The following is a 22,578-nucleotide window of genomic DNA, read 5'->3' as shown; positions in this document are numbered from 1 at the left end:
TATCCCTGTGAAAAAACGCATCGAATCCCGTTCTGCGCATCGCAAGCAGATGAAACAAGCGCACAGAAATGAGGCCCCCTTTGTCCCATCGCACGGATGGTTCAAAGGGGGCCTCTTCCTGTATTTCGGTTTTATTCGTCTTCGTTGTCCCAGTTGTGCCAGACATTCTGCACGTCGTCGTTGTCGTCGAGCATCTCGAGCAGGCGGTTCATTTTGATGCGCAGCTCCTCGTCGTCGATCCTGGTGTAGGTGGACGGGATGTACTCAATTTCCGCCGACTCCAGTTCATAGCCCTTGTCGGTCAGGAAATCGCGCACCTTCGAAACCTCGGCTGTATCGGTGAAGACCTCGACGATCTCATCCTCAAAGTTGAAGTCGACGGCGCCCGCCTCAAAGCAATCCTCCATGACCTTCTCTTCGTCCAGGCCCTCATTTTTTATGATGACGACGCCCTTCTGCGCGAACATGAACGAGACGCAGCCGGTCTGTCCCAGATTGCCGCCGTACTTGTCAAAGTAGTGGCGCACATCGCCGGCAGTGCGGTTGCGGTTGTCGGTCAGCGCCTCCACGATGACCGCGACGCCGCAGGGGCCGTAGCCTTCGTAGGTGATCTCTTCAAAGTTGTTCTTCTCGCTGTCGCCGGCCGCCTTCTTGATGATGCGGTCGATATTGTCGTTCGGCACGTTGTTGGCCTTCGCCTTTATGATCAAATCCTTCAATTTGGAGTTCGAGCTGGGGTCCGCTCCGCCTTCCTTGACGGCTACGGTGATTTCACGGCCGATCTTGGTAAAGATCTTGCCCTTCTGCGCGTCTGTCTTCTCTTTTTTCCTCTTGATATTGCTCCATTTGGAATGTCCGGACATTCATATCTTCCTTTCCGATCCGTTTCACACGGCCTTTGCCGGGGTATCTTTCCGCTCTTTGCCGTGTCTTCTTTGATAAATCCGTTATTTGTTTATTGTATCACATCCGTTTTGCGGATACAAGACGCTCTGCAAATTTGATGGAATCAGCCCAAAGAATGCGGCGCATCCCGGCGCGCAAATTGTGAACGATTCACAATTTACGGCTGCCTTCGATGCACCGCGTGAGATCTGCCTGACGTTTATCCGGCAATCCGCGACAGGTATTTGTCACGGTACTGCTCAAATTTGGCGACATATTCGCCGGTCTTGCCCTGATGGACGTTTTCAATGTATTCATGCCGGTTAATCTGGCCCGCCTTGCTGACATAGCCGATCAGATAGATGGCGATATTCGAACAGTGGTCCGCAATCCTTTCAAGATTGGCCAGCGTTTCGAGGAAGTGCACGCCGGCTTCCACCTGGCAGGTGCCATCCTTCAGACGGATGATATGCCGGGTCTTCAGCATATCCACCATGTCGTCGATGGTCTCCTCCAGCGGTTCGACATCCAACGCGAGTTTGGCGTCGTTCTCCACAAAGGCGCGCTGTGAAAGCTCGATGATCTCCGATACCGCATCCGCAATGGCGTTTAACTCCAGCTTCGCCTGATCGGACAGCGAGACGTCGTCCTCATATAGGATACCGGCCGATTCGGTGATGTTGATGGAGTAGTCGCCGATTCGCTCGACCTCGCTGATCATATGCAGATATTCGGTCACCGAACGGCTCTCCTCGTCGCTGAGCTCCTTGTCGCCCAGCTTTAAGAGGTAGTTGCCGGTCCGGTCCTCCATGATATCGATGGTGTTCTCATGCTCCTCAATGCGTGCGACCAGCTTGCGGTCATACTTCGAGAACAGCGTCACAGACTTGGCGAAATTGTCCTTTGCGTGATCCATCATAACCGCCAGCGTGTTGCGCGCCTGGACCAGCGCAAGGCCCGGGGATACGAGGAAACGTTCGTCCAGATTGCTGGTCTGGCTGACAGGTCCGTCACCATCCTTGTCGCGGATGGTGAGCTTCGCAAGCTTCTCCAGCAGCGAAGCGAACGGCAGCAGCAGGAAGGTCGTCGCAATGTTGAAGACCAGATGGAAGTTTGCGATGCCGCCGCGGTCAATCGGCTGATCCCAGAAGCTGAAGCCGATAAAATGCTGGAAGGTATAGGTAAACACAAAGAACACAATGGTGCCGATGACGTTGAAGTACAGATGCACCATCGCGGCGCGGCGCGCGTTTTTGTTCGCGCCGATACTGGAAAGCAGGGAGGTCACGCAGGTGCCGATATTCTGGCCCATGATGATCGGAAACGCCGCGGAGTAGGTGATGCCGCCGGTAGAGCTGAGCGCCTGCAAAATACCGACCGAGGCCGACGAGCTCTGGATGATCGCCGTGACCAGTGCGCCGACCACAACGCCCAGAATCGGATTCGAAAGGGTCGCAAAGATCTGCGTAAACTCCGGCACATCCTTGAGCACGCTGACAGCGCCCTCCATGGCGAACATACCGGTGAACAGGACTGAAAATCCCAAAAAGATCTGGCCGACGTTCTTGTGCTTGTTCTTTTTCGAGGTCATGAACAGCAGGATGCCGACCACGGCCACCATCGGCGCCAGCGTGGTGGGCTTTACCAGGGACAGCAAAAAGTTGTCGCCGCTGATGTCGCTCAGACGAAGAATCTGCGCCGTCACCGTCGTACCGATGTTCGCACCCATGATGACGTAGATGGCCTGCTTCAGTTTTAAAATACCGGCGTTGACCAATCCCACGACGATAACGGTGGTCGCGGATGAGCTTTGAATCACGCCGGTGACAAGTGCGCCAAGTAAAATTCCCTTATAGAATTTGTCAGTAAATTTCTCCAGAGTTTTCTCCAGGCGGCCGCCGGAAAGCTTTTCAAGGCCGCTGCTAAGGATATTCATACCAAACAGGAACGTTGCCAGACCGCCCAACAGCGACACAATGTTAAAAAAACTCATTGAACTCCCCCTATTGTCCTTTAAACAATCGTTTCCCCAAATTTTGACGCTTTGTATACATACACGATTATTATAACATCTTTCGACAGGATTGTATATTATGAAATTTACAAAAAACCATTTTTCATCTGTTGAATATATTTTTTTAAACATCAAAAAGAAATCTGTCTATTTTTTTATTCAGGGGCAGTTTTTCAAAAAAACATCTCTTTTTATCAGTATATGCGCATGTTTTAAAAAGGTTTTTCGGATATGCCGAACGATTCTTGCTATTACCCGGACTTGTGTATATAATAAAGATGTAAAGGGACAGCCAGTGAAGTCCTCGCACAGGAATCCAGCTTCGCTTTGAAAACCGTGAAAACAGGACGTTTCAAAATTGTGGGTACAGAAACTCTGGAGAACCCTCACACCGGGGGCGAAACGCGGCGGTACCAAAGACTACAAAAAGCCTGATGAAAAAGCATTTCGCAAACATAAGTCGGCCAAACATGAAAACACTGCATGAATATCGTAAAACTGTATCCGGAAAGGCAGGGAGAAACCGTTTGATGATCCAACAGGACAGCCAATTCAATCTGTTCCCCTCTCATGCGGGGCTGAGGAAATATGTTTTATATTACAACATCGCATTTCCAGCAAACGATACGTTTGCGGCCCAATATACGCTTATGCCCAACGCCTGCGGAACATTGTCGCTGGCTTTTGACGGAACTGCAGTTATGGCCGAACTCTGGGGAGCATCCCTGACGCCTGTTCCGTTGGGAACGGAGCCAAACAGCTACCGTATCCTGCTGCTCATCCAGCTTTCACCCTACGGTCTGTACCAGATCACGCGTCAGAGCCAGACGGAGTTCGCCGGAAAACGCCTTTCGCTTGCAGACATTGACAGCGAGCTTTTCAAGTCGCTGCATCAGGCCTTTGTCAAATCAAAAACCGTGACGGAATTGGCGAATACCTGCGACCAGATTTTGTACAGGCGGATGGAAAAGCTCGTTGTTTCGGACGCCTTGGTATCGGCGGCCGCCCTGATTTCCGGCAGTCATGGACAAGTGCAGGTGAAGGAAGCCGCCCGGCAATCCGGTTACAGTGAACGGCAGCTGAACCGCCTGTTCCTCACCCAAATCGGAATGAACATCAAACACTTCGCACGCTTAACCCGCTTCAACTATGTGTTAACGCAGATACAAAAATCGCCCTGCTTCTTTGCGGCATTGTCGCAGCAGGCCGGATATTTTGATCAGGCCCATTTTGATAAGGATTTTAAGGATATCAGCGGCGTTTCCCCTCAAACATATTTGAAAACCATGTCGGATTTTTACTATGACGGAATGGAGATCTATCATACAATTTCCTCAAAGGAGGAATGAAATATGAAATACCAGGGTTGTCTTTTAGCAGTCAGGGATATCTCCGTCTCAAAGCGCTTTTATGAAGAGGTGCTTCATCAAGCCGCCGTGATGGATATGGGCGTGCATGTGACCTATGAGGGCTTTTCTCTGCAGCAGGGATATGCCGAGCTCATTGGCGCAGCCGCTGACTATGTAAAAGAACCGTCGCACAGCTTTCAGGTTTATTTTGAGGTGGAGGATTTGGACAAAGTGTATGCCGAAATGAAAAATATACCGGACCTGCAATGGGTGCACGAAATGAAGGAATACCCATGGGGGCAGCGTGACATCCGCGTATATGACCCGGACAAGCATATTGTGGAGATCGCAGAGGATATGCACACGGTCATCAAACGCTTTTTCAGGCAGGGCATGACGGATAAAGAAGTAGCTGAGCGCACGATGCTTCCTCTCGAAGTCGTCAAGCAGTATGCGTCGTGCTGTGACATATGACAGATGGCGGCTTTGAACAGTCAAAGCCGCCATCTTACTCTGGATACACACTAAATAACGGAAACTATGGATCTATATCTGCTTATATCAATCATATTCGAAGATAAGGAGAGTGCCTATGAACTGGGAACCGTGGACAGGCTGTTACAACATAAGTGACGGGTGCGCCAACTGCTATTTTTACGGGCCGCATGCAAAACGCTACGGTCAAAACACCATACAAAAAACAGATAAATTCGACTGGCCGATCCGAAAAAATGCAAAAGGCGCATACAACATAAAAGGAAATAAAATCCTCGCGACCTGTTTTGCGACGGACTTTTTTCTTCCTGAAGCGGATGAGTGGCGTAAGGAGGTCTGGTCCATGATCCGGGAAAGAACAGACATCGAGTTCTTGATCCTGACAAAGCGGATTGACCGTTTCCCCGTATCACTTCCATCCGATTGGGGAGCGGGATATGACAACGTGAATATCGGATGTACCGTCGAAAATCAAAAGCTGGCGGACGAGAGACTCCCATTGTTTTTGTCCTATCCGATCAAGCGGCGTTTTATCGCCTGCGCGCCGCTTTTAGAAGCGATCGATTTAACACCGTATCTGCATGGCGTAGAGCATGTCACAGTGGGCGGTGAAACAGGCCGGGATGCCCGTGAATGCGATTATGACTGGGTGCTGGGTATCCGCCGGCAATGCGTTCATGCAAACGTCACGTTCTGGTTCAAAAATACAGGCTCTTTTTTTAAACGCAATGGCATCGTGGAAAAAATAAACCCGTTCAAGCAAACCGGTAGGGCGAAAGAACTCGGCATCGATATCTCAGATGGAAAGAGGTTGTTTTGATCGAACACTGCGTTTCTCATAGAAATCATCATTTTGCGGAATGTACCGGCGGGTAAATATATGAAAAATATGTGAACATACGCGTGTCCACTTGATTTTTCCAAAAGACTCATTTATAATGAATTTGATAAACGATCTACACTTAATTCGTATACATCCTCCTGTGATTCGGATGCATGAAATCCTTCGGATGCGCCAAACTACTATGGAGGAAGTATCATCGGCCGATACGGCCGCTGGGATAAAGGGGACTGCATAATGAACACACCATTCGATTATTTAATCATCGGCGCCGGCGCTGCCGGCATGGGCGCCGCCAAAGCGCTGCGTTCGCTCGATCAGGACAGCTCCGTTGCGGTCCTGTCCGCCGACACCTACATGATTTCCCGCCCCATGCTGCATCTTTACCTGTCCCATGAACGGGATGAACATACGCTGAATTTTATGCCGAAAGGCTTTTTGGAAAACAACAACGTCACCTGGTTCCACGACTGTACCATTTCTTCGGTTGATCCGAAGAAAAAAACCGTTGCCGCTTCTGACGGCAGATGTTTTGGCTATAAGAAGCTGCTGATTGCCAGCGGCGCTTCTTACTGCATCCCTCCGATTCCCGGGCTGCGCGAAGCGGAGAATGTCTACGGATTCCGCGACCTCATCGATGCTGTCAAGATTGACAAGGCCGCCGAAGGGGCTAAAAAGGCCGTGATCATTGGGGCCGGGCTGGTCGGGCTGGATGTCGCATACGCGCTGGCGCCGCGCGGCATTTCGGTTACGGTGGTTGAGATGGCGGACCGGCCGCTGGCTCTGCAGTTTCCAAAGGAAGCGGCCGGCTGGTATCAGCGGCTTTTTGAGAAGGCCGGTGTCCGTTTCGCTTTGAACGCCAAGGTGAGCGGCGCTGTTCTGGATGGCAAAACGGTGACCTCCATTGAGACTGAAGACGGCACGCGGTATGACTGTGATTTTGTCGTGGTCGCCGCCGGCGTCCGTCCAAACTGCGGATTTCTGCAGGGCAGCGGCATCGCCGTGGAGCGGGGCATCGTCGTGGACGACTACTTAGGCACCAGCGATGAAAACATCTTTGCCGCCGGGGATGCGGCGGGACTCAGCGGCACCTGGGAAGCCGCAACCAAGCAGGGCGTCTGCGCTGCGCACAACATGGTAAATGGAAAGAAAACGATATACGCCGAAAAGGAGACGGTCAAAAACGCCATGAATTATTATGGCTTGACCGGTATTTCGCTGGGTATGGTGGAAGCGCCAAACAACACCTATCGCGAAATTGTAAAGCAGGATGAGAAGGACTATAAACGCCTGCTGATCAGGGACAACATCGTTTACGGCGCCATCCTTCTTGGAAACATCACGGGTATGCCGGTTTGGCAGTATGCCATTCAAAACGGCATCGATCTCTCCCGAACCGGGAAAGAGATCTGGGACATCACACTGCAGGACCTGAAGGGTCTGTAAATTCCACCCATTCTTATTTTTATATATCCCATGAGGGAAACAAAGAAGCCCATGCTGCAAATCAGCATGGGCTTCTTTGGATAAAATATATGAACCAAATAGAACGCATACCAAAAGCCCGCACCTTTCAGTGATGCGGGCCTTCTCTGTTTCTATTGACGGGTCTCTTGCTTTTATTGACAAATTGATGGTTGAATGTCTATGCGAGATAGGTCTCCACAAACCTTTTGACCGAGCTTTCGTCGCCGTGTACCGGCATAAATTCGACCGGCTTGAGATCCCAGTGCTCGATGTGGCAGGCCGTGCCGTCCGGCTCGATGTCATGCAGCTCGCCGAGCGTTTCCACTTCCAGAATCAGGTTGCTGGTATAGGTCTCCAGCGATACGCCGTAGTCCGGATAATCGCCCTGCTCGTTGACATCGTACTGCACCTTGAACACACAGCCCTTGTTTGCATACGCAACCCAGCCCTTTTCATTGTTGATGCCGATCTTGAAGTTGCTTGCCGCCTGCGGGTCCTGCTTCAGCGTGATGTACTCCTTGCCGAATTTGATGCGTTCATCCGACAGGTCGCTGTACGCCCAGACCGCGAGGACACGGTTTGCAAGCAGCCCGGTGTCCTTGGTCGGCTGCGGGATGATCTCCACGCCCTCCTTATCCATGACCGTGATGCCCCAGAGCGCGCGCCGGATGGTCTCCCTGCTGAGGTTGCGGACCTCCTGCTTGAGCGTGACCCTTGCGGACGCCGCATCCAACGTATAGGTCAGCTTGTACTGGATGTTGTTGTGAATCTGCGGCTTCGGTATAAAGACCGCGCCGTTCTCCAAAATCTCATATTCCACCGGGTCGTTGTCCGGATAATAGGTGTCCGGATTCTTTTCCGGGCTGAGCCACAGCCGGTGGCCGCCGTAGATGTGCCATCTTGCGCCCTCAAAGAAGGTTTCATCGTATTCCGGCCCAAAGTTGTTGACCGCCTCGTTGTCGTCGTTAAAGAGCATATTTTCTTTGCCCTTGAGCGCATAATGAACCGCGCGCGGTCCCACATCCACCGTCACATAGAGCTCCGCAAATTCATTTTCCATCTTCACACATTTTCCATAATGCCTGTAGTTTTCTACGCTTACCGTTACAGCCATACTGCCAGTCCTCCTCATCATTTCAGGTACTACTGATTCAATCCGGTGTGCGGATTCGCGCGGCAGATTTCAGGCGGATGCGAGGAAAAAACCGGAGAAATACTTGTGTATTTCGAAGGTTTTTGACGCGGAAGCCCTCAAAATGTCCCATGAACCGCCGTCGAGCCGCCAGGCGTGATTGATTCAGTGGTTGCTTCGATATTGATCCGGCGAAAACGCCTCATTTTTCCTCTTAACATTATAGCACAGTTGCAGGGCGGCGTAAATAGGCAGTCTGTCAAAGTGTATCATGGTTTTCCCGCCATGAAGCCACCAAACAAACCGTATGCGTCCTGCGTTTCTTTCCATTCAAGCTAATCCATGACCTTGCTGGTGAACGCGCGGCGTCCCTCCTGGATTTTCCCCTGGCATCTTGTCCTTACGAATGCGTCCCGCTGTGCTTTGTCCCTGAACAGCTCTATAACGCCGATCCGGTTATAGGGAGAGGTGTCGAAAAAGCTCCCGCTGATCCTCTGCGGGTAATCGTTGGACAGGCCCAATTCAAAGATATGGATGCCGTGCCTTTTTGAAAAATTGCCGAAGGTCCTGTCAGCCGTATAGATTCCCACCACCCTTCCGCTGTCGTCGAGCGTGGAATCTTCCATCCAGTTCGTACACTGTTCCTCAATCACCGTGATGGAATCCTCCTCGCAGTCGTATCGGATATTGTAATTTCTGCCCTTCATCTTTACCTCGTAAAGCTGCTGCCTGATATGCACGGTGCCGATCCGGATATAGTCGTAAGCGCCGTCGATGATGTGGACATGATACCATTCGCCGTCGATATACAGGGATTTGTTCAGGCGTTTCCAGACGACCTCCCGGTACAGCCGGGAAATGCATGTATAAACCGCGGCAAATGTCAGCAGGTCCATGATGATCACAGCGATTATTTTCCCCAGAATATGATCAATCCGGATGTTGTAGTACAGCACATTCAGACTGATGGTGATACCTGCGGCTATCGATGTCAATGTGTTCAGCAGCTGTTTGTATTTTTTCATGATGTCAAGACCTCCCCATCTTCCCATGTCTGCGTGTATGAATCAGGAAACGGTGATTCTGTGTTCTTTGCGATTACCATCCCATCTTCTCATGTCCGCGTGCATAAATCGTGCTGAAAGCGCGCGGAAACAGTCCGCGCATCAATCCCCGCTTTTTGTGTTTTTGTATATGGATTTGCGCTTCAAATCATGCTTCAGCCGTTTAATATTGGCTCGTTCAAAACCAATGCGTTATCCTTCGCCCAATCAAACACCGCAGCGAACGGCAGCCGCCGATGCCTACCGAATCACAACGCTTTTGCAGCGGTAATCGAATCCGCACGGCAGCACCTTCCCAGTAAAGAGCGCGTAAAGATCGGTGCTGCGGCTTTCGAGCCGGGCAAACCGGCGGCAGGCTTCGTTCTGGCGTTCCAGCACAGCCAGGCTCGTCCCCATCGGGAGGACAGCGGTCTGTTTTGCGCATTTCAAAATCTCCATGCCGCGCGCATTGAATCCCAGCAGATGCAGATACGGCGGCTCCATGCCGCCGATCTCGGCGTCGATTCCCAGGCATGCGCTCAATACGATGCGGCGGATGCGCGCCATCGGGTACCGCTTGGTCTTCACCATTCCCAGAAGCTCCTGATAGGTTTCCGATCTGCGGATCGCGTCATAAACGCGGTTTTCCAGGCCCTCCGACAAATCCGGCAGCGCCGCGATCTGTTCAGGAGAAAGGCTGCGAAGCAGCGGGAGCATGCCGCGTTCAAAGCTGTCCTGATCGCGCAGGCACATCCCCTCCTTCCATGACTGCTTCAGAATCCTGTACGCCTTTTTCGGCATCCAGTGCCTGACCTCCCTGGGATCCTGCTTCATCAGCCGCCTGCGGATGTGCGACGCGGACGCGAACTGCGCCGCGGGCCTGTCACTGTCGTGGCCGGTTCCTGTACGCGCGACGGTTACGGGCCGGATATGGGAATCTGTGTCCGCAATCGCTTTCAGATATTCCATGCCCAGGATGTTGTTCGGCTCACGCAGGATGCGGGCCGTCTCGCCGGAAATATGCAGCTCCACCGCCTGCTCCCTTGCCTTCGCATAGGTCATCCCCTCGGAGAGCAGCCGCCTGATATCTCCCTGTACGCGGATATCTTCCAGCGCCATCGCCGCCTGTATGAGCGGCTCAATCTCCCCGCATTCGCTGCCGAAGCTCAAAACATCTACACAGCCAAGCGCATCCAGCAGCTTCACGCCGCCATACGCAAAGTGCTCGGCTGTAGAGAGCGCGAATGGCAGAGGCAGCTCGACGACCAGGTCGGCGCCGTTTTCGAGGGCCGCGACCGTCCGTACCTGCTTGTACAGCAGCGCCGGCACGCCGCGCTGCACAAAGTTGCCGGACATCACCGCCACGATATGGGTCGCCCCCATCGCCCTGGTCCGTTCGATGTGGTGGGCATGTCCGTTGTGAAACGGATTGTATTCCGCGATAATTCCGGCAATTTGCATCGTATTTTACCCCTTTTTGTGTTTTGGCACTTGAAATTTCTTCGATATTGTAATAATATAGTAGAGTAATGTCACTTGTCAAGTAAAACGATTTCGGAGGAATGAAAATATGAAAATATTGGTTATCAATGCGGGCAGTTCATCTCTCAAATATCAGCTGATTGATATGGAAAATGAGTTTGTTCTTGCCAAGGGTGTATGCGAACGAATCGGCGACGGCGGTTCGATGACGCATAAGACCCATGATGGGAAGAAGATGGAGGCTGAAAAGGATTTCCCAACCCATAAGGAGGCCTTCGTTGAACTGATCGACGTTCTGACCAAGGGAGAATACGCCGTTATTGACGACGTCAATGAGATTTCCGCGGTCGGCCACCGCATCGTCCAGGGAGCGGAGAAGTTTTCGAAATCCGTGCTGGTCACCGAAGAGGTGGTCAACACGATCGAATCGATCGCCGATCTGGCCCCACTGCACAATCCGGCCCATGTCCTGGCCATCCGCGCCTGCATGAACGTGTTTGACAAGCATGTCCCGCAGGTCGTCGTGTTTGACACCGCATTCCACCAGACCATGCCGAAAACCGCCTACATGTTTGGCGTTCCATATGAATATTATGAAAAATACCATGTCCGCAGATACGGCTTTCACGGCACATCCCACCGGTATGTCAGCCGCCGCTTTGCCAAGCTGATCGGCAAAAAGGTCGAAGACCTCAAGATGATCACCTGCCATCTGGGCAACGGCTCCTCCATCACCGCCATCGACGGCGGAAAATCGGTCGATACCAGCATGGGCTTTACCCCGCTGGACGGCATCCTGATGGGCACCCGTTCGGGCAACGTCGATCCGTCGGTCATCACCTATATCGCGGAGAAAGAAAACATGAGCGGCAACGAGCTCAGCCTGCTTCTGAATAAGAAATCCGGCTTCCTGGGCATCAGCGGACGATCCAGCGACCACCGCGACATGATCCAGTTCTCCAACGAGGGCGACGAGCGCTCCAAGCTGGTGCTGGATATGCTCTACTATCAGATCCGCAAATACATCGGCGCTTATACGGCCGTCATGGGCGGACTCGACGCGCTGGTCTTCACCGGCGGCATCGGTGAAAACTCCTATACCGCCAGGGAATCGGTCTGCAGAAACATGGACTACTTCGGCATCAAGCTGGATAAAGAGATCAACCAGAAGTTCAACCGCACCGAGCATGAAATTTCCTCTGCGCAGTCCAGAGTCAAGATCTGGATCGTTCCGACCAACGAAGAGCTGATGATCGCGCGCGATACCAAGGCGATTGTAGACAGCCTCAACCAGTAGTATTTCGAAGATAACCGCCGGTTCGACGAAACCGGCGGTTTTTTTGTTTGCAGCTTTATCTTGATAAAATCTCCTGTTCTTCTGATAGCAGGAAAAATCTTTAGAAAATAAAAACCTGCTGACGTAAAATAGCAAATGGTTTGGCGACCGCATTGCTAAAGACGACAGGAAGTTTTTGACACGGGAGAAATCATCGGCTGTCCCGCTGGAGATTGCCCATCTGCCTTCGTTTCAGACATTGGCGGTACCGCATATTATTTTGCGCTTTCTTTGGATGTTTTTTCTCAATTTTAACGCTGATAACCATTCTCCGTGTAAATACCAACTGCTCTTCATGCTGTATATCCGCCGCTGTATCTTCCTTATCGGTACATGCACATTCCTTCGTTTACATCATATCATGTTTGGTTGTTCCCTCAACCGGCTTTTCTGCATAGGATGATAGGGAACCGTTTTTCGGCCTATTCATTTTCAATACGAACAGGCGGTGATACCCATGAACAAATCAAACGGGTCAGACGGGTTTGATCTCTGCGATCTTCCCGACGAGGTGCTCTCACAACTGAGCCTGCTCGACAATTCCCAGTATTACATTCGGATGATTATGGGCGCGCTTGCAATCCAGTATCAATTTCTGGATGTTCAACGCGACAAGCTTCTATGCAGTACGCTCCATCCGGAATGCTTCGATGAAGCCTGCTATCCGGACACCTTCAAGCTTCAGCTTTTGGCATCGCTGATTACGATCTATGCGCTGTTCGGTTTTTACAACCAGTCAGAGCAGATTGCTTGCGAGGCTGCACAGGCCGGCAACTGTGACACAAAGCTCACACGGGATGTCAGGCTCAGCGCTACCATCCTGTTGGTCGCACTGATTCGGCTTTTTCAGCTTGTTCAAACCGAATCGGAACAGAATGCCCAGCTGTCTCCGCAGGCGTCTCAGGCCCAGCTGCAGTCATCCGACGAAGACCTTTCGGAATCCGAATCTGAAGAAGCGGAAGGTCTCCCGCTCTCCGAGCAGGAGGAAGACCTGCAGACTCCCGAGGAAGAGGAGCTGGATATCCCAACAACCTGAGCATTTTCGGTATTTGGAGTTCTTTGCGGATTGCATCGGCAAAAGCATGATTACACCTGCTTTCTGTTTGATCAAACATGGTCAGCGGTATGGGGCGAAGGCTTCCATACCGTATACATAATCAGCTTACAGTCTCCAGTCTTCCCTGCCATTGGGTGAAATGTGGTTTGCGCATACAGCCCCGCGTGCCGCGCGGCTGTTCAGCTCCATTTTCCCGAAAAAAAGCCCGCGTAACGTTTTACTGCTACGCGGGCTTTTTGAAAGATTGGACAAAACACACGGGAAACGGTTCTGCTGTTTTCTGTACGGCGGGGTGCTGTCCGTTTCGAAGATGGCTGAACCCGCTGCGATTTTATCGGTCGTTCCGATAATTCCGATTGGCCGTACCAATGCTGTTCTGCGGCAGATTGTTGAAGTTTCTGCGTGGACGGTCTCCCGGCAGGTAGAAATACACGAATTTAACCGAGAAGATGTCGCAGACGATGAAGTTCTTGAGCACATCATCATAGAGCGTCACATAGCTTCTGCCGACAAAGTAAAGAATTCCCTGCTTGCGCACAATCAGCTCTGTGCCGATCAGAAATTCCACCACCACATATTCCCCGATGTTCTCTGACAGGATATGCTGCATGGAGCCGCGCATCTCCTCATTGTCAAAGTTTGGCTGGGGCGGTGTGGTAAAATTCAGCATCTTGCTGTTTCCATTTGGCAGCTCCCGGTAATAAGGGCTGGTGCGTTTGGGTTCCGACATATCCTCTCTCATTCTTTCATATTCGCATTCCTGGTTGTCTCTATTGTTATCCATAACCTACCTCCAACTGTGATCTAAGTTTCCGCGTAAGCCGCGGTGGGATTATAAAAGCAGTGATCGCCGATTCGAATGACGAACTGTCCGACATTCGAGGGGAAATACTGCTGACATTGAGGACGAAACGGATTGAAGTACCACAGCGCAAAACCAAGGTTTGTCAGCCGGTTTCCGGCTATCGCCCAGTTGGCAATGTCGTAATGTACCTGTTCCGGGCGCATGTTATAGATATTCTGCATATTGTACCGGCCCCGAATCTCCTCCCGGACACAGTCAAACTGTCCCGGCTGGTAGATGACCGCCCGGATTGTCGGCTGCAGTCTTCCATATTCCCCATAATCGACCTGTACCCGGTTCATCACGACGCAGGCAACTGCTTTCATGCCGTTCTCACCTTCGCCGCCCGCTTCGCATTTCAGAATCCGTGCAAGGATTTCCAAATCAGAAAACGCCACTGCAAACGCTCCTTTCGTTCCGGATTTTGGCGTGCAATCGCTTGTTTCCATCATATGCGCTAAAAATGTTTCATATGCCGGCAGGCAGGACTTTTTCACCTAAACAGAAAAAAAGGGCATCCCGCTTGTATGTTATAACAATGGACACTACCCTCTTTGCTTATCCGTATCATTCGGAAAGCAATAAAGTACAACGAACAGCGATTTGGAATGTTCCCTGATCTTTGCGTGGGTGGATTGTCAATAGAAGTGCAGAAGCGTTATAAAAAACCTCATAAGGAGCTTTCCAGCCTAAACACTTCCTGGGCAGAAGATTGATCAGCGCTGCGATCTGCTGAATGTCTTCTTCTGTATACTCTGCCAGTGACCTTCTCTTCGGGATGTACTGCCTGATCAACCCATTTATATTCTCGTTGCTCCCACCCTTTCCATGGACTATGCGTATACGCATAGTATACCCGCACCCTCAATTTCTCTTCCATAGCCACTTGGTAAATGATTTCCTGACCATAGCGCTGCAGGCGATTGCTCCACCGCAAAGGCCCCATTTCATTCAAGTATCAAAGAGCCGCATCCCAAAAAAGGATGCGGCTCTTTGATATTGTCATCATAAATATATAAACTCCACTGTAAACCTTGACAGATACGTTGTCTGCTTTCAGCGTACCGGTGTATCATCTTTTTCTGACACTTCATCGGTCGCTTCGAGCTTGAAGATGACCGGCCGCAGTCCGTCATTGCAGCTGCAGATCGCGACGCCCGGTTTTCTGATCCAGTCCCCATAGTAAAAGAGTTCCTTCGGCGCTCCGTGCGACAACGCAAACACATACTGATACATGGCCTTCCAGGCTTCGTCACACATACCCTCTGGTTTGGCATAGTCCGCATACAAAACCTGGCCTTCCATCATCATGGGACAGGCTGTCAGCCCTTCGGCTCCATATTCCCTCGCCAGCTCTTTATCCAGTGTTGTCTTGAGCACAGTAATCTTCACTTTGTTCATATCTCACACTCCTTTGACTGTTTCCAGATACCGCTTTACCGATGTTTCTTTCATGAATGTCCATTCTGATATTTTCCGGACAGGGCAGCCTGCTGCAGGATATGCCCCTGCATATGCGCAAGCAGCTGGGCCTTTTTGCTGTCCGGCGGCAGCTGCAGCAAACAATCCAGCACATAGACCGTAAACACATAGGTGTGCAGGGCTTTCAGCGGCGGCTTCGGGCCTTTATAACGGTGCCTTCCATAGGCCATCCCCTGAACCGCATTGCCGAGGTCCTCCACAATCTTTTCATGCGCAACCGCAGGCGGTATCTCCGGCTGCACCGGGATATTCCATATAACCCAATGGTTGTAGTTCGGAAAGATCGGATGCGAAGCGTCGTCCATAGTTACTGCAATGGATGACGCTTTCCCGGAAATTCCTTCGAGCCGCAGGCATGGCGAAAGGTCTTCGCCGCGCGCCGTATTCCTTTTAGGCATCCATCCGCCTTCACAAAAGTCCGGGCTGCTCACTTTAAAATCGCTCATGTGTGTTCTCCTATTCGTATTCGTTATAACCGGACAGACAGAACCCCTGCAGAACAGGCGGTCCCTGTTTCCCGCCTGAAGCTGTTCACCCAGGCGCCGCATATGATTATGCCGCAGTAACGTATACCAGCTCGATCAGGATGATCAGACCATCCAGTCATCCATACCATGCAATCTGCTCAGAACTGAATCTTGAGCGTTTCCCCATCCAGAGAAACACCCTCGGAGCGGGTGATGCTGAACTTCTGTTCTTTGGTAAAGCCGATGGTTTCCCCATCACGCAGCACTGCGTTCTGCGCAAGGATAAAGTAAGAGACGTCGAACAGGAAATTCCGCACCTCTTCCGGCGTATGTGTGCTGTCGAGCACCTCGATTTCATCCTTGCCGTATGCCGTCATGCCGTATGTGTAGCCGCTGATGCCTTTTTCCGACCGGTACAGCCCGAAATTCACCATATTGAACAGCGGCAGGTTGCCTTCCTTCATCATCGCGGCCGATTCCAAATAGAAGCCGGGCTGGTATACGGTGCCGTTGACATACAGGCCGCGCGCATTTTTAAGCTTCAGGCAGGCGCAGCAGAGCATGACAAACAGCTGTCCGACCAGCAGCGCCGGCTGATCCTTTCCGAGCACCGCCAGCACCAGATGCGCTTTATGGGACGCCGCCGTCTCCTCGGCCTGCGGCCAGAGATAGTTTCCCTGCGCGGCCTCTTCAGCTTCACGGTTCGGCACCGGAGAAGGCATCAGGCTTGCCGCCATCATGCAGCCGTCCACCTCCCAGACAAGCGAATCGCCGCCCGACTTTCCGCGCTCCTGTGACGCTACCTGAACGCCCCAGTCCTCCCGCAGATCCGCCAGTATCTGATGCGGGTCCCATTCAGCGGAATCCAGCAGCACAAAACCGGCAAACGGTCCGGCGCTTTGGGGTTCGTCAGTTCCCCTGCCGTCGGCCTGCCCAGCCTGCTGCATCCAGTATTCCCGGATCATATCGACCATCTCGGCCGCCTTCTCTTCGGCTGTCTTGGGATCATATGGCTCCATTCTGCTGAACACATGTCCGCAGTTTTCCAACGAATCCCCCTCATAGCCGCCGCAGACGCCGAGCATCCAGCTGTCAGGCAGAAACTTCTTGTATTGAAAGATATAGTAATGCAGACCATGCCGGTCAAATTCTCCTGCGCATGCAATCTGTGCAGGCTTCCGGCCCAGCTCGCGCTCATCGGCCAGCCATTCGCTCATGGCTTTCAGCGCAGCTTGTTTCTGATTCATCGCGTTTACCCCCTGTTTACAGACCAGAAAAACTGATCCTTCTGCCCCATCCTTTCAAGCTGAAACCAGTCAGATCAAAAGCCGTTTGGCAGAGCTGTCTGCAAAACGAGGCGGGGCTGTTCCTGTCCATCGTACCATCTTGAACGCGGGGTGTCAAGTCCCGAGAGCCAGATTCATACGTGTCATCCGAGGGTGTCACGTTCTGAAACTCAGACTCACACGCATCTTCGTTTGTACATAAGTATCACCGTCCGTATGTTCTCGTCGACGGCAGTTCAGACACGCTCCCGCTTCAAAGACAGCTTCCTGGTTTCATCAAGCGCCCACATAGAATATGTCTCGGAAATACCGGACCTGTACACGGAAATATGCGAAAAACAGCAAAACGGACGGCATCCAAAAAGCATGGATGCCGTCCATTCAAGCGGGACGGATACGTCAAAGGGGGAAATTTTTTGCGCCGTCCCAGCGGGGCTATCCGCTATGCGGACGGTGCGGCGGAAGGATTGTGGGATTGCATCCAGCGCACTGTGTCGCGGATGGTTTCATACAGATCGCGCGGCCGGTACCCGAGTTCACGGGTGGCCTTGTCGTGCGAGAACCGGTCGTTGCTGGTCAGGGTATAGAGGGAATAACGGGTAAACAGCGGTTTACTGCGCTGATTCCTCGCCCGCCACTCAATGATCGGCGCGGCTGCCTTCGCCATCCAAACCGGCAGTGTCGGGATTTTTCTTCCGCCCTGCACCGTCCGAACCATCCGCAGCAGGTCTTTGATCTCATAGTGGCGGTTGGACAGAATGTAGCATTCGCCCGTTTTTCCCTTCTCCGCCGCTGTCAGGCAGCCCGCCGCGACATCCCGCACATCCACAAAATCGTAGCCGCCGCGCACACAGGCAGGCAGTCTGCCCTGCACATAGCTTTTGACGAGCTGGACCAGATGGTTTCCCGATTCATCATACGGCCCCAGAATGCCGGATGGATGCACCACAACGGCATCCAAGCCTTCCTTCACAGCATCCAGCACAATCTGGGTAGCGGCCGCCTTGGTCTTGGCATACCCGCCGACCACCGCGCTGGAGGAAAAGCGGCCAACCTCTTCGAGCACCTGCATATCGTCCTTCTCCGGGATGGCGTGAACCGAGCTGACGTATACAAGCCGCGCAACCCGATGCTTCAAACAAAGCTCAACCATATTCTGCGTGCCGCGGACATTGACCTCAACCATCTGTTCGGACGCCTTGTCTGCGATGTCAACGATCCCCGCTGTGTGGATGACGGTCACACGGGCGGCCTGTATATCCGCAAACAGCGGTTCCAGCGACGCTTTGCTGCGCACATCCCCATGCAGATACCGCACATATTGGCCGTCCCGGCAGTCCTCGCCATCAAGAATCAAGCCGCGGACCTGTTTGTGCTGACGGCGCAGGATCCGGATGATGGTGCTTCCCAGATGCCCGTTCGCACCTGTGACAATATAAAGAGTCTTCATGGCGTCACACTCCTTTAACAGTTTTGAAACTTATCATACATGGTGTTGATTATCCTCTCTAACTGTATTATAATAAAGGGAAAGCGGAAACGCAATCGTCAATTTTGTTCGATCTGCAAGCATACCGGACAGATCGAACAGATTTTGTTCAATAAGGAGGAATCCCCATGCAAAAAAGCGGCAACGACCACCGCATCCGCGTGACCAAGCTGATGATACGCAAGGCGTTTACCAGCCTGCTGAGCAAAAAACCGATACAGAGCATCTCGATCAAGGAGCTGTGCGAGCTGGCAGGCATCAACCGCGGCACCTTCTATGCCCATTACCAGGACATCTATGCGCTGCTCGAGGAGATCGAGGAGGAGATGTATCTCGATTTCAAGAAGGCGCTTGAGCCGCTGCTGACCGGTTCGACGATGGAGGGGAATCCGGTCGAAATCTGCATGGAGATCTTTGCCTTTCTAAAGGACAACTCCGACATGTGCATCATCATGCTCGGCGATTACAGCGACAAGCAGTTTGTCTCCAAGCTGCTGGGGCTTGGCAAGGAAAAATGCATCGCCATTTACACCAAGCGATTTCCGCGCGCCAGCCTCAAGCAGATCGAATACTTTTATGCGTTCGCCAGCTCCGGCAGCATCGGGCTGCTGCGGCAGTGGCTGGACGAGGGCATGGTCAGTTCGGCGGAGGAACTGGGACGGACCGCAAAACAGATCATGCTGCAGGGCATCGGGTTCCTTGAGCAACCTTTATAAACGGATATCGGCATCCCAATTTTCTGATTTCTTTTTCAGAGTGTTTAATCCCTGATATCCTTTGCATAGCGCGCGTCGCGTTTTTATAACCCATGTCGTCATCAAAATACAAAAAACCGGCGGGAAGCTGCTCAAAAGACTTCCTGCCGTTTTTTTGTATGGCTGCCATTTACCCATACAGAAACGAATAGCCCTGTATCATAAACGGCTCATAAGGTCCTCCGGCGATACCGTCGTTTCCGTACTGAATCCTCAGAGAACTCACACGAAGTCCCGTGTCGTTCTCAAAGATTCTCCGCCCGCTTTGTTGATTCGGACAACAGCCTCTCAATCTCCGTCAGGCTCTGCGTCGGTGATGAGCAAGAACCATTCCTGCAGAGGTAATAGCGTGCCCCATGCTCCGGGATCGGATAGTCCGCAGTGTACGGCGCCGCTTCCTCAAGGATTGACGCATTTTCAGATGATTTAAACACCACCGCCAGATTGGGGACTGTTATCCTTTCCAGCAGCTTGAGCAGTTCTTTGGGCACATCCCGTCCAGCGGAAACGCAGACCAGCTCGGCCGAATCGTAAACATCCGCCGTTATGGCCAGTACGCCGAAGCTGTGCTGGATCGGGTAGGATCTCGCGGCGCCGGCCAGAAACTGCAGCTGCCGGTCGCTCTGCTCGATCCAATGCGTCTTTCCGGTCAGCTGCGCGAGCCGAGCCAGCACCATGCCGGCTGCGGCGTTTCCGGATGGGAGCGCACCGTCATAGGACTCTTTCGGACGGCTGATGAGCTGCTCCGCATTCGAAGCATAGAGATAATATCCGCCGTGCTCCTCGTCCAGAAAATACGCAATCATCTGCTGGGATAAACGCTCGGCACGCAGAAGATAATGGGCATCCAGCGTCGCTCCGTAGAGCTCCAGCAGCGCGAGCGCATAGAACGCGTAGTCCTCAAGCTGGCCTGGATGCGCAGCTTCGCCGTCCCGCCACCGAATATACAGCCTGCCGGATGTATCGGTCAAATTCTTTTGTAAAAACTTGTCCGCCCGCTCCGCAGCCTGCAGATACGGCGCATCCCCCAGGACCTGTGCGGCCTTGGCAAGCGCAAGGATCATCAGGGCGTTCCACGAGGTCAGCACCTTGTCGTCCAGATGAAGCTTCGTGCGCGTGACGCGGTATTCCCGCATCCGTCCGCACATCCTGACGATTTCTTCGGGTTCTTCTTCAAATCTGGGATTATCAAGCAGATTCGGGATGCTCTTCCCTTCGAAGTTCCCCTGCTTCGTGATGCCGAACCAATCGCAGAACCGCTGTCCGTCGTCCTTTCCCAATACGGAAACCACCTCTTCGGGTGTGAAGACATAGTATTTCCCCTCGACGCCTTCGCTGTCGGCATCCTGACCACAGAAGAAGCCGCCGTCCTCATGAGTCAGCTCCCGCAGTACATAGCCGATGGTGCGTTCCGCAATCCTTTGATAGTACCGGTTTCCAGTCAGGCGGTACGCTTCCAGATAGGCTGTACTCAATAGCGCGTTGTCGTACAGCATCTTTTCAAAATGCGGCGCGAGCCATATCCGGTCGGTCGAATAGCGGGAAAATCCGCCGCCGATCTGGTCAAAGATGCCGCCGCGCGCCATCTGCGTCAGGGTGTGCTCCGCCATATGGCGCGCGGACTCGTCCTGTTCCAGCTGCGCATACCGCATCAGGAACAGCAGGTTGTGCGGCGTCGGGAACTTCGGCGCGCCGCCGAAGCCGCCGTGCTGTCCGTCATAGCTGCGCGCAAACATCCCGGCCGCGCGGCGCACAAGCGACCGGTCCGGCCGCACGGCATCGGACTGCTGCTGCATCTCCCTTTGAAGATAATCCACCGCCTGTTCGGATGCGTCCAGCAGCGCGTCCCGTTCTGTGCGCCACATCTGCGCGACCCGCTCGAGCAGCTCAGTCAGCCCCGCCATGCCGCGGCGGCTGGTCTTCGGCAGGTAGGTTCCGGCGAAGAACGGCTTCTGCTGCGGAGTCATCAGGATGGTCAGCGGCCATCCGCCCGAACCGGTCATGGCCTGGCAAACCGCCATATACACCGCATCGACATCCGGGCGCTCCTCCCGGTCGACCTTGATGCTGATGTAGTCCCGGTTTAAAATCTCTGCAATTTCACTGTCCTCAAATGATTCGTGTGCCATGACATGGCACCAGTGACAGGTACATCATTGCGGACAGGTCAGCTATACCCAATAGATAGGAAGACCGGCTTGTCTTCAAGCCTTGCCTTCTCGAACGCTTCCTCTCCCCACGCATACCACTGCACCGGGTTATACGCATGCTGTAGCAGGTACGGAGATTTTTCATCGATCAACCTATTGGGTACGTTTGTTTGATTGTCCACAGGACCACCTCCTTTCATTCTGCGCAACGAATCCTGAAACAGGACTTCGTCAGATAAGATGATGGGCTTACTCTCATATTCTGCCACCTCGGCATCAAACTATACTTTTTGGCGGTATATGGGGATGTGCTTTTCGTTCAGGGCTGTTCAACCATATGGAAACCCGCCGCAGACCGGATGTCCTTTTCCAGAATATCATTATGGAGCACGACGCCGCCTTCTCTGACAAGAAAACATCGATAAAAGAACGCCGCTCTGTTTTCTGTATGATAACGCCGCTGAATCCCAAAATCAATCCTTTGATAAATTTCTTTGGAGAAATTGCTCGAATATACTTGATTATTATTATCCACTTTGTTATAATGGTCCCATAGGGAGGGAATAACATGCTGATCACCAGGGAATCGGACTATGCAGTCCGCATTGTGCGCGCGCTGTCGGGCGGCGAGCTTCGCACCATTCAGGAAATCTGCGATGAAGAAAAGCTGCCGAAGCAGTTCGCGTATAAGATCCTCAAAAAGCTGTCGGATGCGGATTTGGTCGAGATCAAACGCGGAACCTCGGGCGGATGCCGTCTCAAAAAGCCGCTGGAGCAGATCAACCTGCTGATGATTATGCAGGCGACCGACGAGAACTTCCTGCTGGGTCCCTGCCTGCAGCACGCATATGGATGCGCTTACCGCGAATCCTGCGGACACTGCAGCGTACATCAGGAGCTGCACCGGGTTCAGGAAGTGCTGGAGCAGGAGCTTTCCCGCTATACGATGCAGGAACTGCTGAACCGGTCATGAACATGCGCGGGTTCGCCGTGCGTATTCCCAT

Annotated in this window: 21 protein-coding genes; 8 read left to right on the top strand and 13 right to left on the bottom strand. The window is 52.6% G+C overall.

Annotated elements, in window-relative coordinates:
• Positions 1-131 precede the first annotated feature (131 nt).
• Together BN348_RS04665 and BN348_RS04660 are read right to left on the bottom strand one after the other, a co-directional pair.
• Positions 132-863, bottom strand: a complete 732-nt coding sequence (locus tag BN348_RS04665) for a YebC/PmpR family DNA-binding transcriptional regulator (protein ID WP_040196546.1) — start codon at positions 861-863, stop codon at positions 132-134.
• Between the two features lie 242 nt (positions 864-1,105).
• Positions 1,106-2,878 carry a Na/Pi cotransporter family protein gene (locus BN348_RS04660; RefSeq protein ID WP_040196545.1) on the bottom strand — a complete coding sequence of 591 codons (1,773 nt, stop codon included), beginning with the start codon at positions 2,876-2,878 and terminating at the stop codon, positions 1,106-1,108.
• 455 nt (positions 2,879-3,333) lie between these two features.
• Between BN348_RS04660 and BN348_RS04655 the strand changes: the two genes are divergently transcribed.
• The 4 genes from BN348_RS04655 to BN348_RS04640 all read left to right on the top strand — a co-directional run bounded on the left by BN348_RS04655 (position 3,334) and on the right by BN348_RS04640 (position 7,030).
• The gene (locus tag BN348_RS04655; RefSeq protein ID WP_242844307.1) at positions 3,334-4,248 is read left to right on the top strand and encodes a helix-turn-helix domain-containing protein; all 915 of its coding nucleotides are present in this window, start codon (positions 3,334-3,336) and stop codon (positions 4,246-4,248) included.
• Between the two features lie 3 nt (positions 4,249-4,251).
• A complete protein-coding gene (locus BN348_RS04650) occupies positions 4,252-4,722 on the top strand; it encodes a VOC family protein (protein WP_040196543.1) in 471 nt (156 codons plus the stop codon).
• Positions 4,723-4,825: 103 nt separating this feature from the next.
• A complete protein-coding gene (locus tag BN348_RS04645) occupies positions 4,826-5,563 on the top strand; it encodes a DUF5131 family protein (protein ID WP_420885253.1) in 738 nt (245 codons plus the stop codon).
• A gap of 258 nt (positions 5,564-5,821) precedes the next feature.
• Positions 5,822-7,030 carry an NAD(P)/FAD-dependent oxidoreductase gene (locus BN348_RS04640; protein WP_040196541.1) on the top strand — a complete coding sequence of 403 codons (1,209 nt, stop codon included), beginning with the start codon at positions 5,822-5,824 and terminating at the stop codon, positions 7,028-7,030.
• Between the two features lie 199 nt (positions 7,031-7,229).
• Here the strand turns inward: BN348_RS04640 and BN348_RS04635 are convergent, their stop codons facing one another.
• The 3 genes from BN348_RS04635 to BN348_RS04625 form a co-directional block, all read right to left on the bottom strand.
• On the bottom strand, positions 7,230-8,165 hold the full coding sequence (locus BN348_RS04635) for a hypothetical protein (protein WP_040196540.1): 936 nt from the start codon (positions 8,163-8,165) through the stop codon (positions 7,230-7,232).
• A 353-nt stretch (positions 8,166-8,518) separates the two neighbouring features.
• Positions 8,519-9,208, bottom strand: a complete 690-nt coding sequence (locus tag BN348_RS04630) for a hypothetical protein (RefSeq protein ID WP_040196539.1) — start codon at positions 9,206-9,208, stop codon at positions 8,519-8,521.
• Positions 9,209-9,487: 279 nt separating this feature from the next.
• A complete protein-coding gene (locus BN348_RS04625) occupies positions 9,488-10,687 on the bottom strand; it encodes a tRNA(Met) cytidine acetate ligase (RefSeq protein WP_040196538.1) in 1,200 nt (399 codons plus the stop codon).
• A gap of 109 nt (positions 10,688-10,796) precedes the next feature.
• Here BN348_RS04625 and BN348_RS04620 point away from each other — a divergent pair, with 109 nt between their 5' ends.
• A complete protein-coding gene (locus tag BN348_RS04620; protein ID WP_040196537.1) occupies positions 10,797-12,005 on the top strand; it encodes an acetate/propionate family kinase in 1,209 nt (402 codons plus the stop codon).
• 496 nt (positions 12,006-12,501) lie between these two features.
• Positions 12,502-13,080, top strand: coding sequence for a hypothetical protein (locus BN348_RS04615; RefSeq protein WP_040196536.1), 579 nt, complete (start codon positions 12,502-12,504; stop codon positions 13,078-13,080).
• Between the two features lie 352 nt (positions 13,081-13,432).
• Here the strand turns inward: BN348_RS04615 and BN348_RS04610 are convergent, their stop codons facing one another.
• The 6 genes from BN348_RS04610 to BN348_RS04580 all read right to left on the bottom strand — a co-directional run bounded on the left by BN348_RS04610 (position 13,433) and on the right by BN348_RS04580 (position 18,630).
• Positions 13,433-13,885, bottom strand: a complete 453-nt coding sequence (locus BN348_RS04610) for a hypothetical protein (RefSeq protein ID WP_040196535.1) — start codon at positions 13,883-13,885, stop codon at positions 13,433-13,435.
• 20 nt (positions 13,886-13,905) lie between these two features.
• Positions 13,906-14,343 (bottom strand): cell wall hydrolase, encoded by a 438-nt coding sequence (locus BN348_RS04605; RefSeq protein WP_040196629.1) that lies wholly within the window; start codon positions 14,341-14,343, stop codon positions 13,906-13,908.
• A 658-nt stretch (positions 14,344-15,001) separates the two neighbouring features.
• Complete coding sequence (locus tag BN348_RS04595) at positions 15,002-15,346, bottom strand: TIGR04076 family protein (RefSeq protein ID WP_040196532.1); 345 nt, start codon at positions 15,344-15,346, stop codon at positions 15,002-15,004.
• 50 nt (positions 15,347-15,396) lie between these two features.
• Positions 15,397-15,873: a YbhB/YbcL family Raf kinase inhibitor-like protein gene (locus BN348_RS04590; RefSeq protein ID WP_040196531.1), complete on the bottom strand. Its 477-nt coding sequence runs from the start codon at positions 15,871-15,873 to the stop codon at positions 15,397-15,399.
• Between the two features lie 179 nt (positions 15,874-16,052).
• Positions 16,053-17,141: a DUF4261 domain-containing protein gene (locus tag BN348_RS04585; RefSeq protein ID WP_040196529.1), complete on the bottom strand. Its 1,089-nt coding sequence runs from the start codon at positions 17,139-17,141 to the stop codon at positions 16,053-16,055.
• Between the two features lie 481 nt (positions 17,142-17,622).
• Positions 17,623-18,630 carry an NAD-dependent epimerase/dehydratase family protein gene (locus BN348_RS04580; RefSeq protein ID WP_040196528.1) on the bottom strand — a complete coding sequence of 336 codons (1,008 nt, stop codon included), beginning with the start codon at positions 18,628-18,630 and terminating at the stop codon, positions 17,623-17,625.
• A 167-nt stretch (positions 18,631-18,797) separates the two neighbouring features.
• On the opposite strand from BN348_RS04580, the gene BN348_RS04575 reads away from it, so the two are divergent.
• Positions 18,798-19,385: a TetR/AcrR family transcriptional regulator gene (locus BN348_RS04575; RefSeq protein ID WP_040196526.1), complete on the top strand. Its 588-nt coding sequence runs from the start codon at positions 18,798-18,800 to the stop codon at positions 19,383-19,385.
• Positions 19,386-19,669: 284 nt separating this feature from the next.
• On the opposite strand, the gene BN348_RS04570 is transcribed toward BN348_RS04575, so the two are convergent.
• Positions 19,670-21,553 (bottom strand): thioredoxin domain-containing protein, encoded by a 1,884-nt coding sequence (locus BN348_RS04570; protein ID WP_040196525.1) that lies wholly within the window; start codon positions 21,551-21,553, stop codon positions 19,670-19,672.
• Positions 21,554-21,591: 38 nt separating this feature from the next.
• On the bottom strand, positions 21,592-21,756 hold the full coding sequence (locus tag BN348_RS14295; protein ID WP_082020790.1) for a DUF255 domain-containing protein: 165 nt from the start codon (positions 21,754-21,756) through the stop codon (positions 21,592-21,594).
• 386 nt (positions 21,757-22,142) lie between these two features.
• On the opposite strand from BN348_RS14295, the gene BN348_RS04555 reads away from it, so the two are divergent.
• Positions 22,143-22,547 (top strand): RrF2 family transcriptional regulator, encoded by a 405-nt coding sequence (locus BN348_RS04555; RefSeq protein WP_040196523.1) that lies wholly within the window; start codon positions 22,143-22,145, stop codon positions 22,545-22,547.
• The last annotated feature ends 31 nt before the right edge of the window (positions 22,548-22,578 follow it).

It is taken from the genome of Candidatus Soleaferrea massiliensis AP7, assembly GCF_000820765.1.
Classification (GTDB): Bacteria; Bacillota; Clostridia; order Oscillospirales; family Ruminococcaceae; genus Soleaferrea; species Soleaferrea massiliensis.
This window is presented reverse-complemented; position numbering and strand designations above follow the sequence as displayed.

Bases quoted from the DNA above. Each gene is read 5' to 3' on its own strand.
- BN348_RS04665 (WP_040196546.1), bottom strand. From the start codon at position 863: ATGTCCGGACATTCCAAATGGAGCAATATCAAGAGGAAAAAAGAGAAG.
- BN348_RS04660 (WP_040196545.1), bottom strand. From the start codon at position 2,878: ATGAGTTTTTTTAACATTGTGTCGCTGTTGGGCGGTCTGGCAACGTTC.
- BN348_RS04655 (WP_242844307.1), top strand. From the start codon at position 3,334: ATGAAAAAGCATTTCGCAAACATAAGTCGGCCAAACATGAAAACACTG.
- BN348_RS04650 (WP_040196543.1), top strand. From the start codon at position 4,252: ATGAAATACCAGGGTTGTCTTTTAGCAGTCAGGGATATCTCCGTCTCA.
- BN348_RS04640 (WP_040196541.1), top strand. From the start codon at position 5,822: ATGAACACACCATTCGATTATTTAATCATCGGCGCCGGCGCTGCCGGC.
- BN348_RS04635 (WP_040196540.1), bottom strand. From the start codon at position 8,165: ATGGCTGTAACGGTAAGCGTAGAAAACTACAGGCATTATGGAAAATGT.
- BN348_RS04630 (WP_040196539.1), bottom strand. From the start codon at position 9,208: ATGAAAAAATACAAACAGCTGCTGAACACATTGACATCGATAGCCGCA.
- BN348_RS04625 (WP_040196538.1), bottom strand. From the start codon at position 10,687: ATGCAAATTGCCGGAATTATCGCGGAATACAATCCGTTTCACAACGGA.
- BN348_RS04620 (WP_040196537.1), top strand. From the start codon at position 10,797: ATGAAAATATTGGTTATCAATGCGGGCAGTTCATCTCTCAAATATCAG.
- BN348_RS04615 (WP_040196536.1), top strand. From the start codon at position 12,502: ATGAACAAATCAAACGGGTCAGACGGGTTTGATCTCTGCGATCTTCCC.
- BN348_RS04610 (WP_040196535.1), bottom strand. From the start codon at position 13,885: ATGGATAACAATAGAGACAACCAGGAATGCGAATATGAAAGAATGAGA.
- BN348_RS04595 (WP_040196532.1), bottom strand. From the start codon at position 15,346: ATGAACAAAGTGAAGATTACTGTGCTCAAGACAACACTGGATAAAGAG.
- BN348_RS04590 (WP_040196531.1), bottom strand. From the start codon at position 15,873: ATGAGCGATTTTAAAGTGAGCAGCCCGGACTTTTGTGAAGGCGGATGG.
- BN348_RS04585 (WP_040196529.1), bottom strand. From the start codon at position 17,141: ATGAATCAGAAACAAGCTGCGCTGAAAGCCATGAGCGAATGGCTGGCC.
- BN348_RS04580 (WP_040196528.1), bottom strand. From the start codon at position 18,630: ATGAAGACTCTTTATATTGTCACAGGTGCGAACGGGCATCTGGGAAGC.
- BN348_RS04575 (WP_040196526.1), top strand. From the start codon at position 18,798: ATGCAAAAAAGCGGCAACGACCACCGCATCCGCGTGACCAAGCTGATG.
- BN348_RS04570 (WP_040196525.1), bottom strand. From the start codon at position 21,553: ATGGCACACGAATCATTTGAGGACAGTGAAATTGCAGAGATTTTAAAC.
- BN348_RS04555 (WP_040196523.1), top strand. From the start codon at position 22,143: ATGCTGATCACCAGGGAATCGGACTATGCAGTCCGCATTGTGCGCGCG.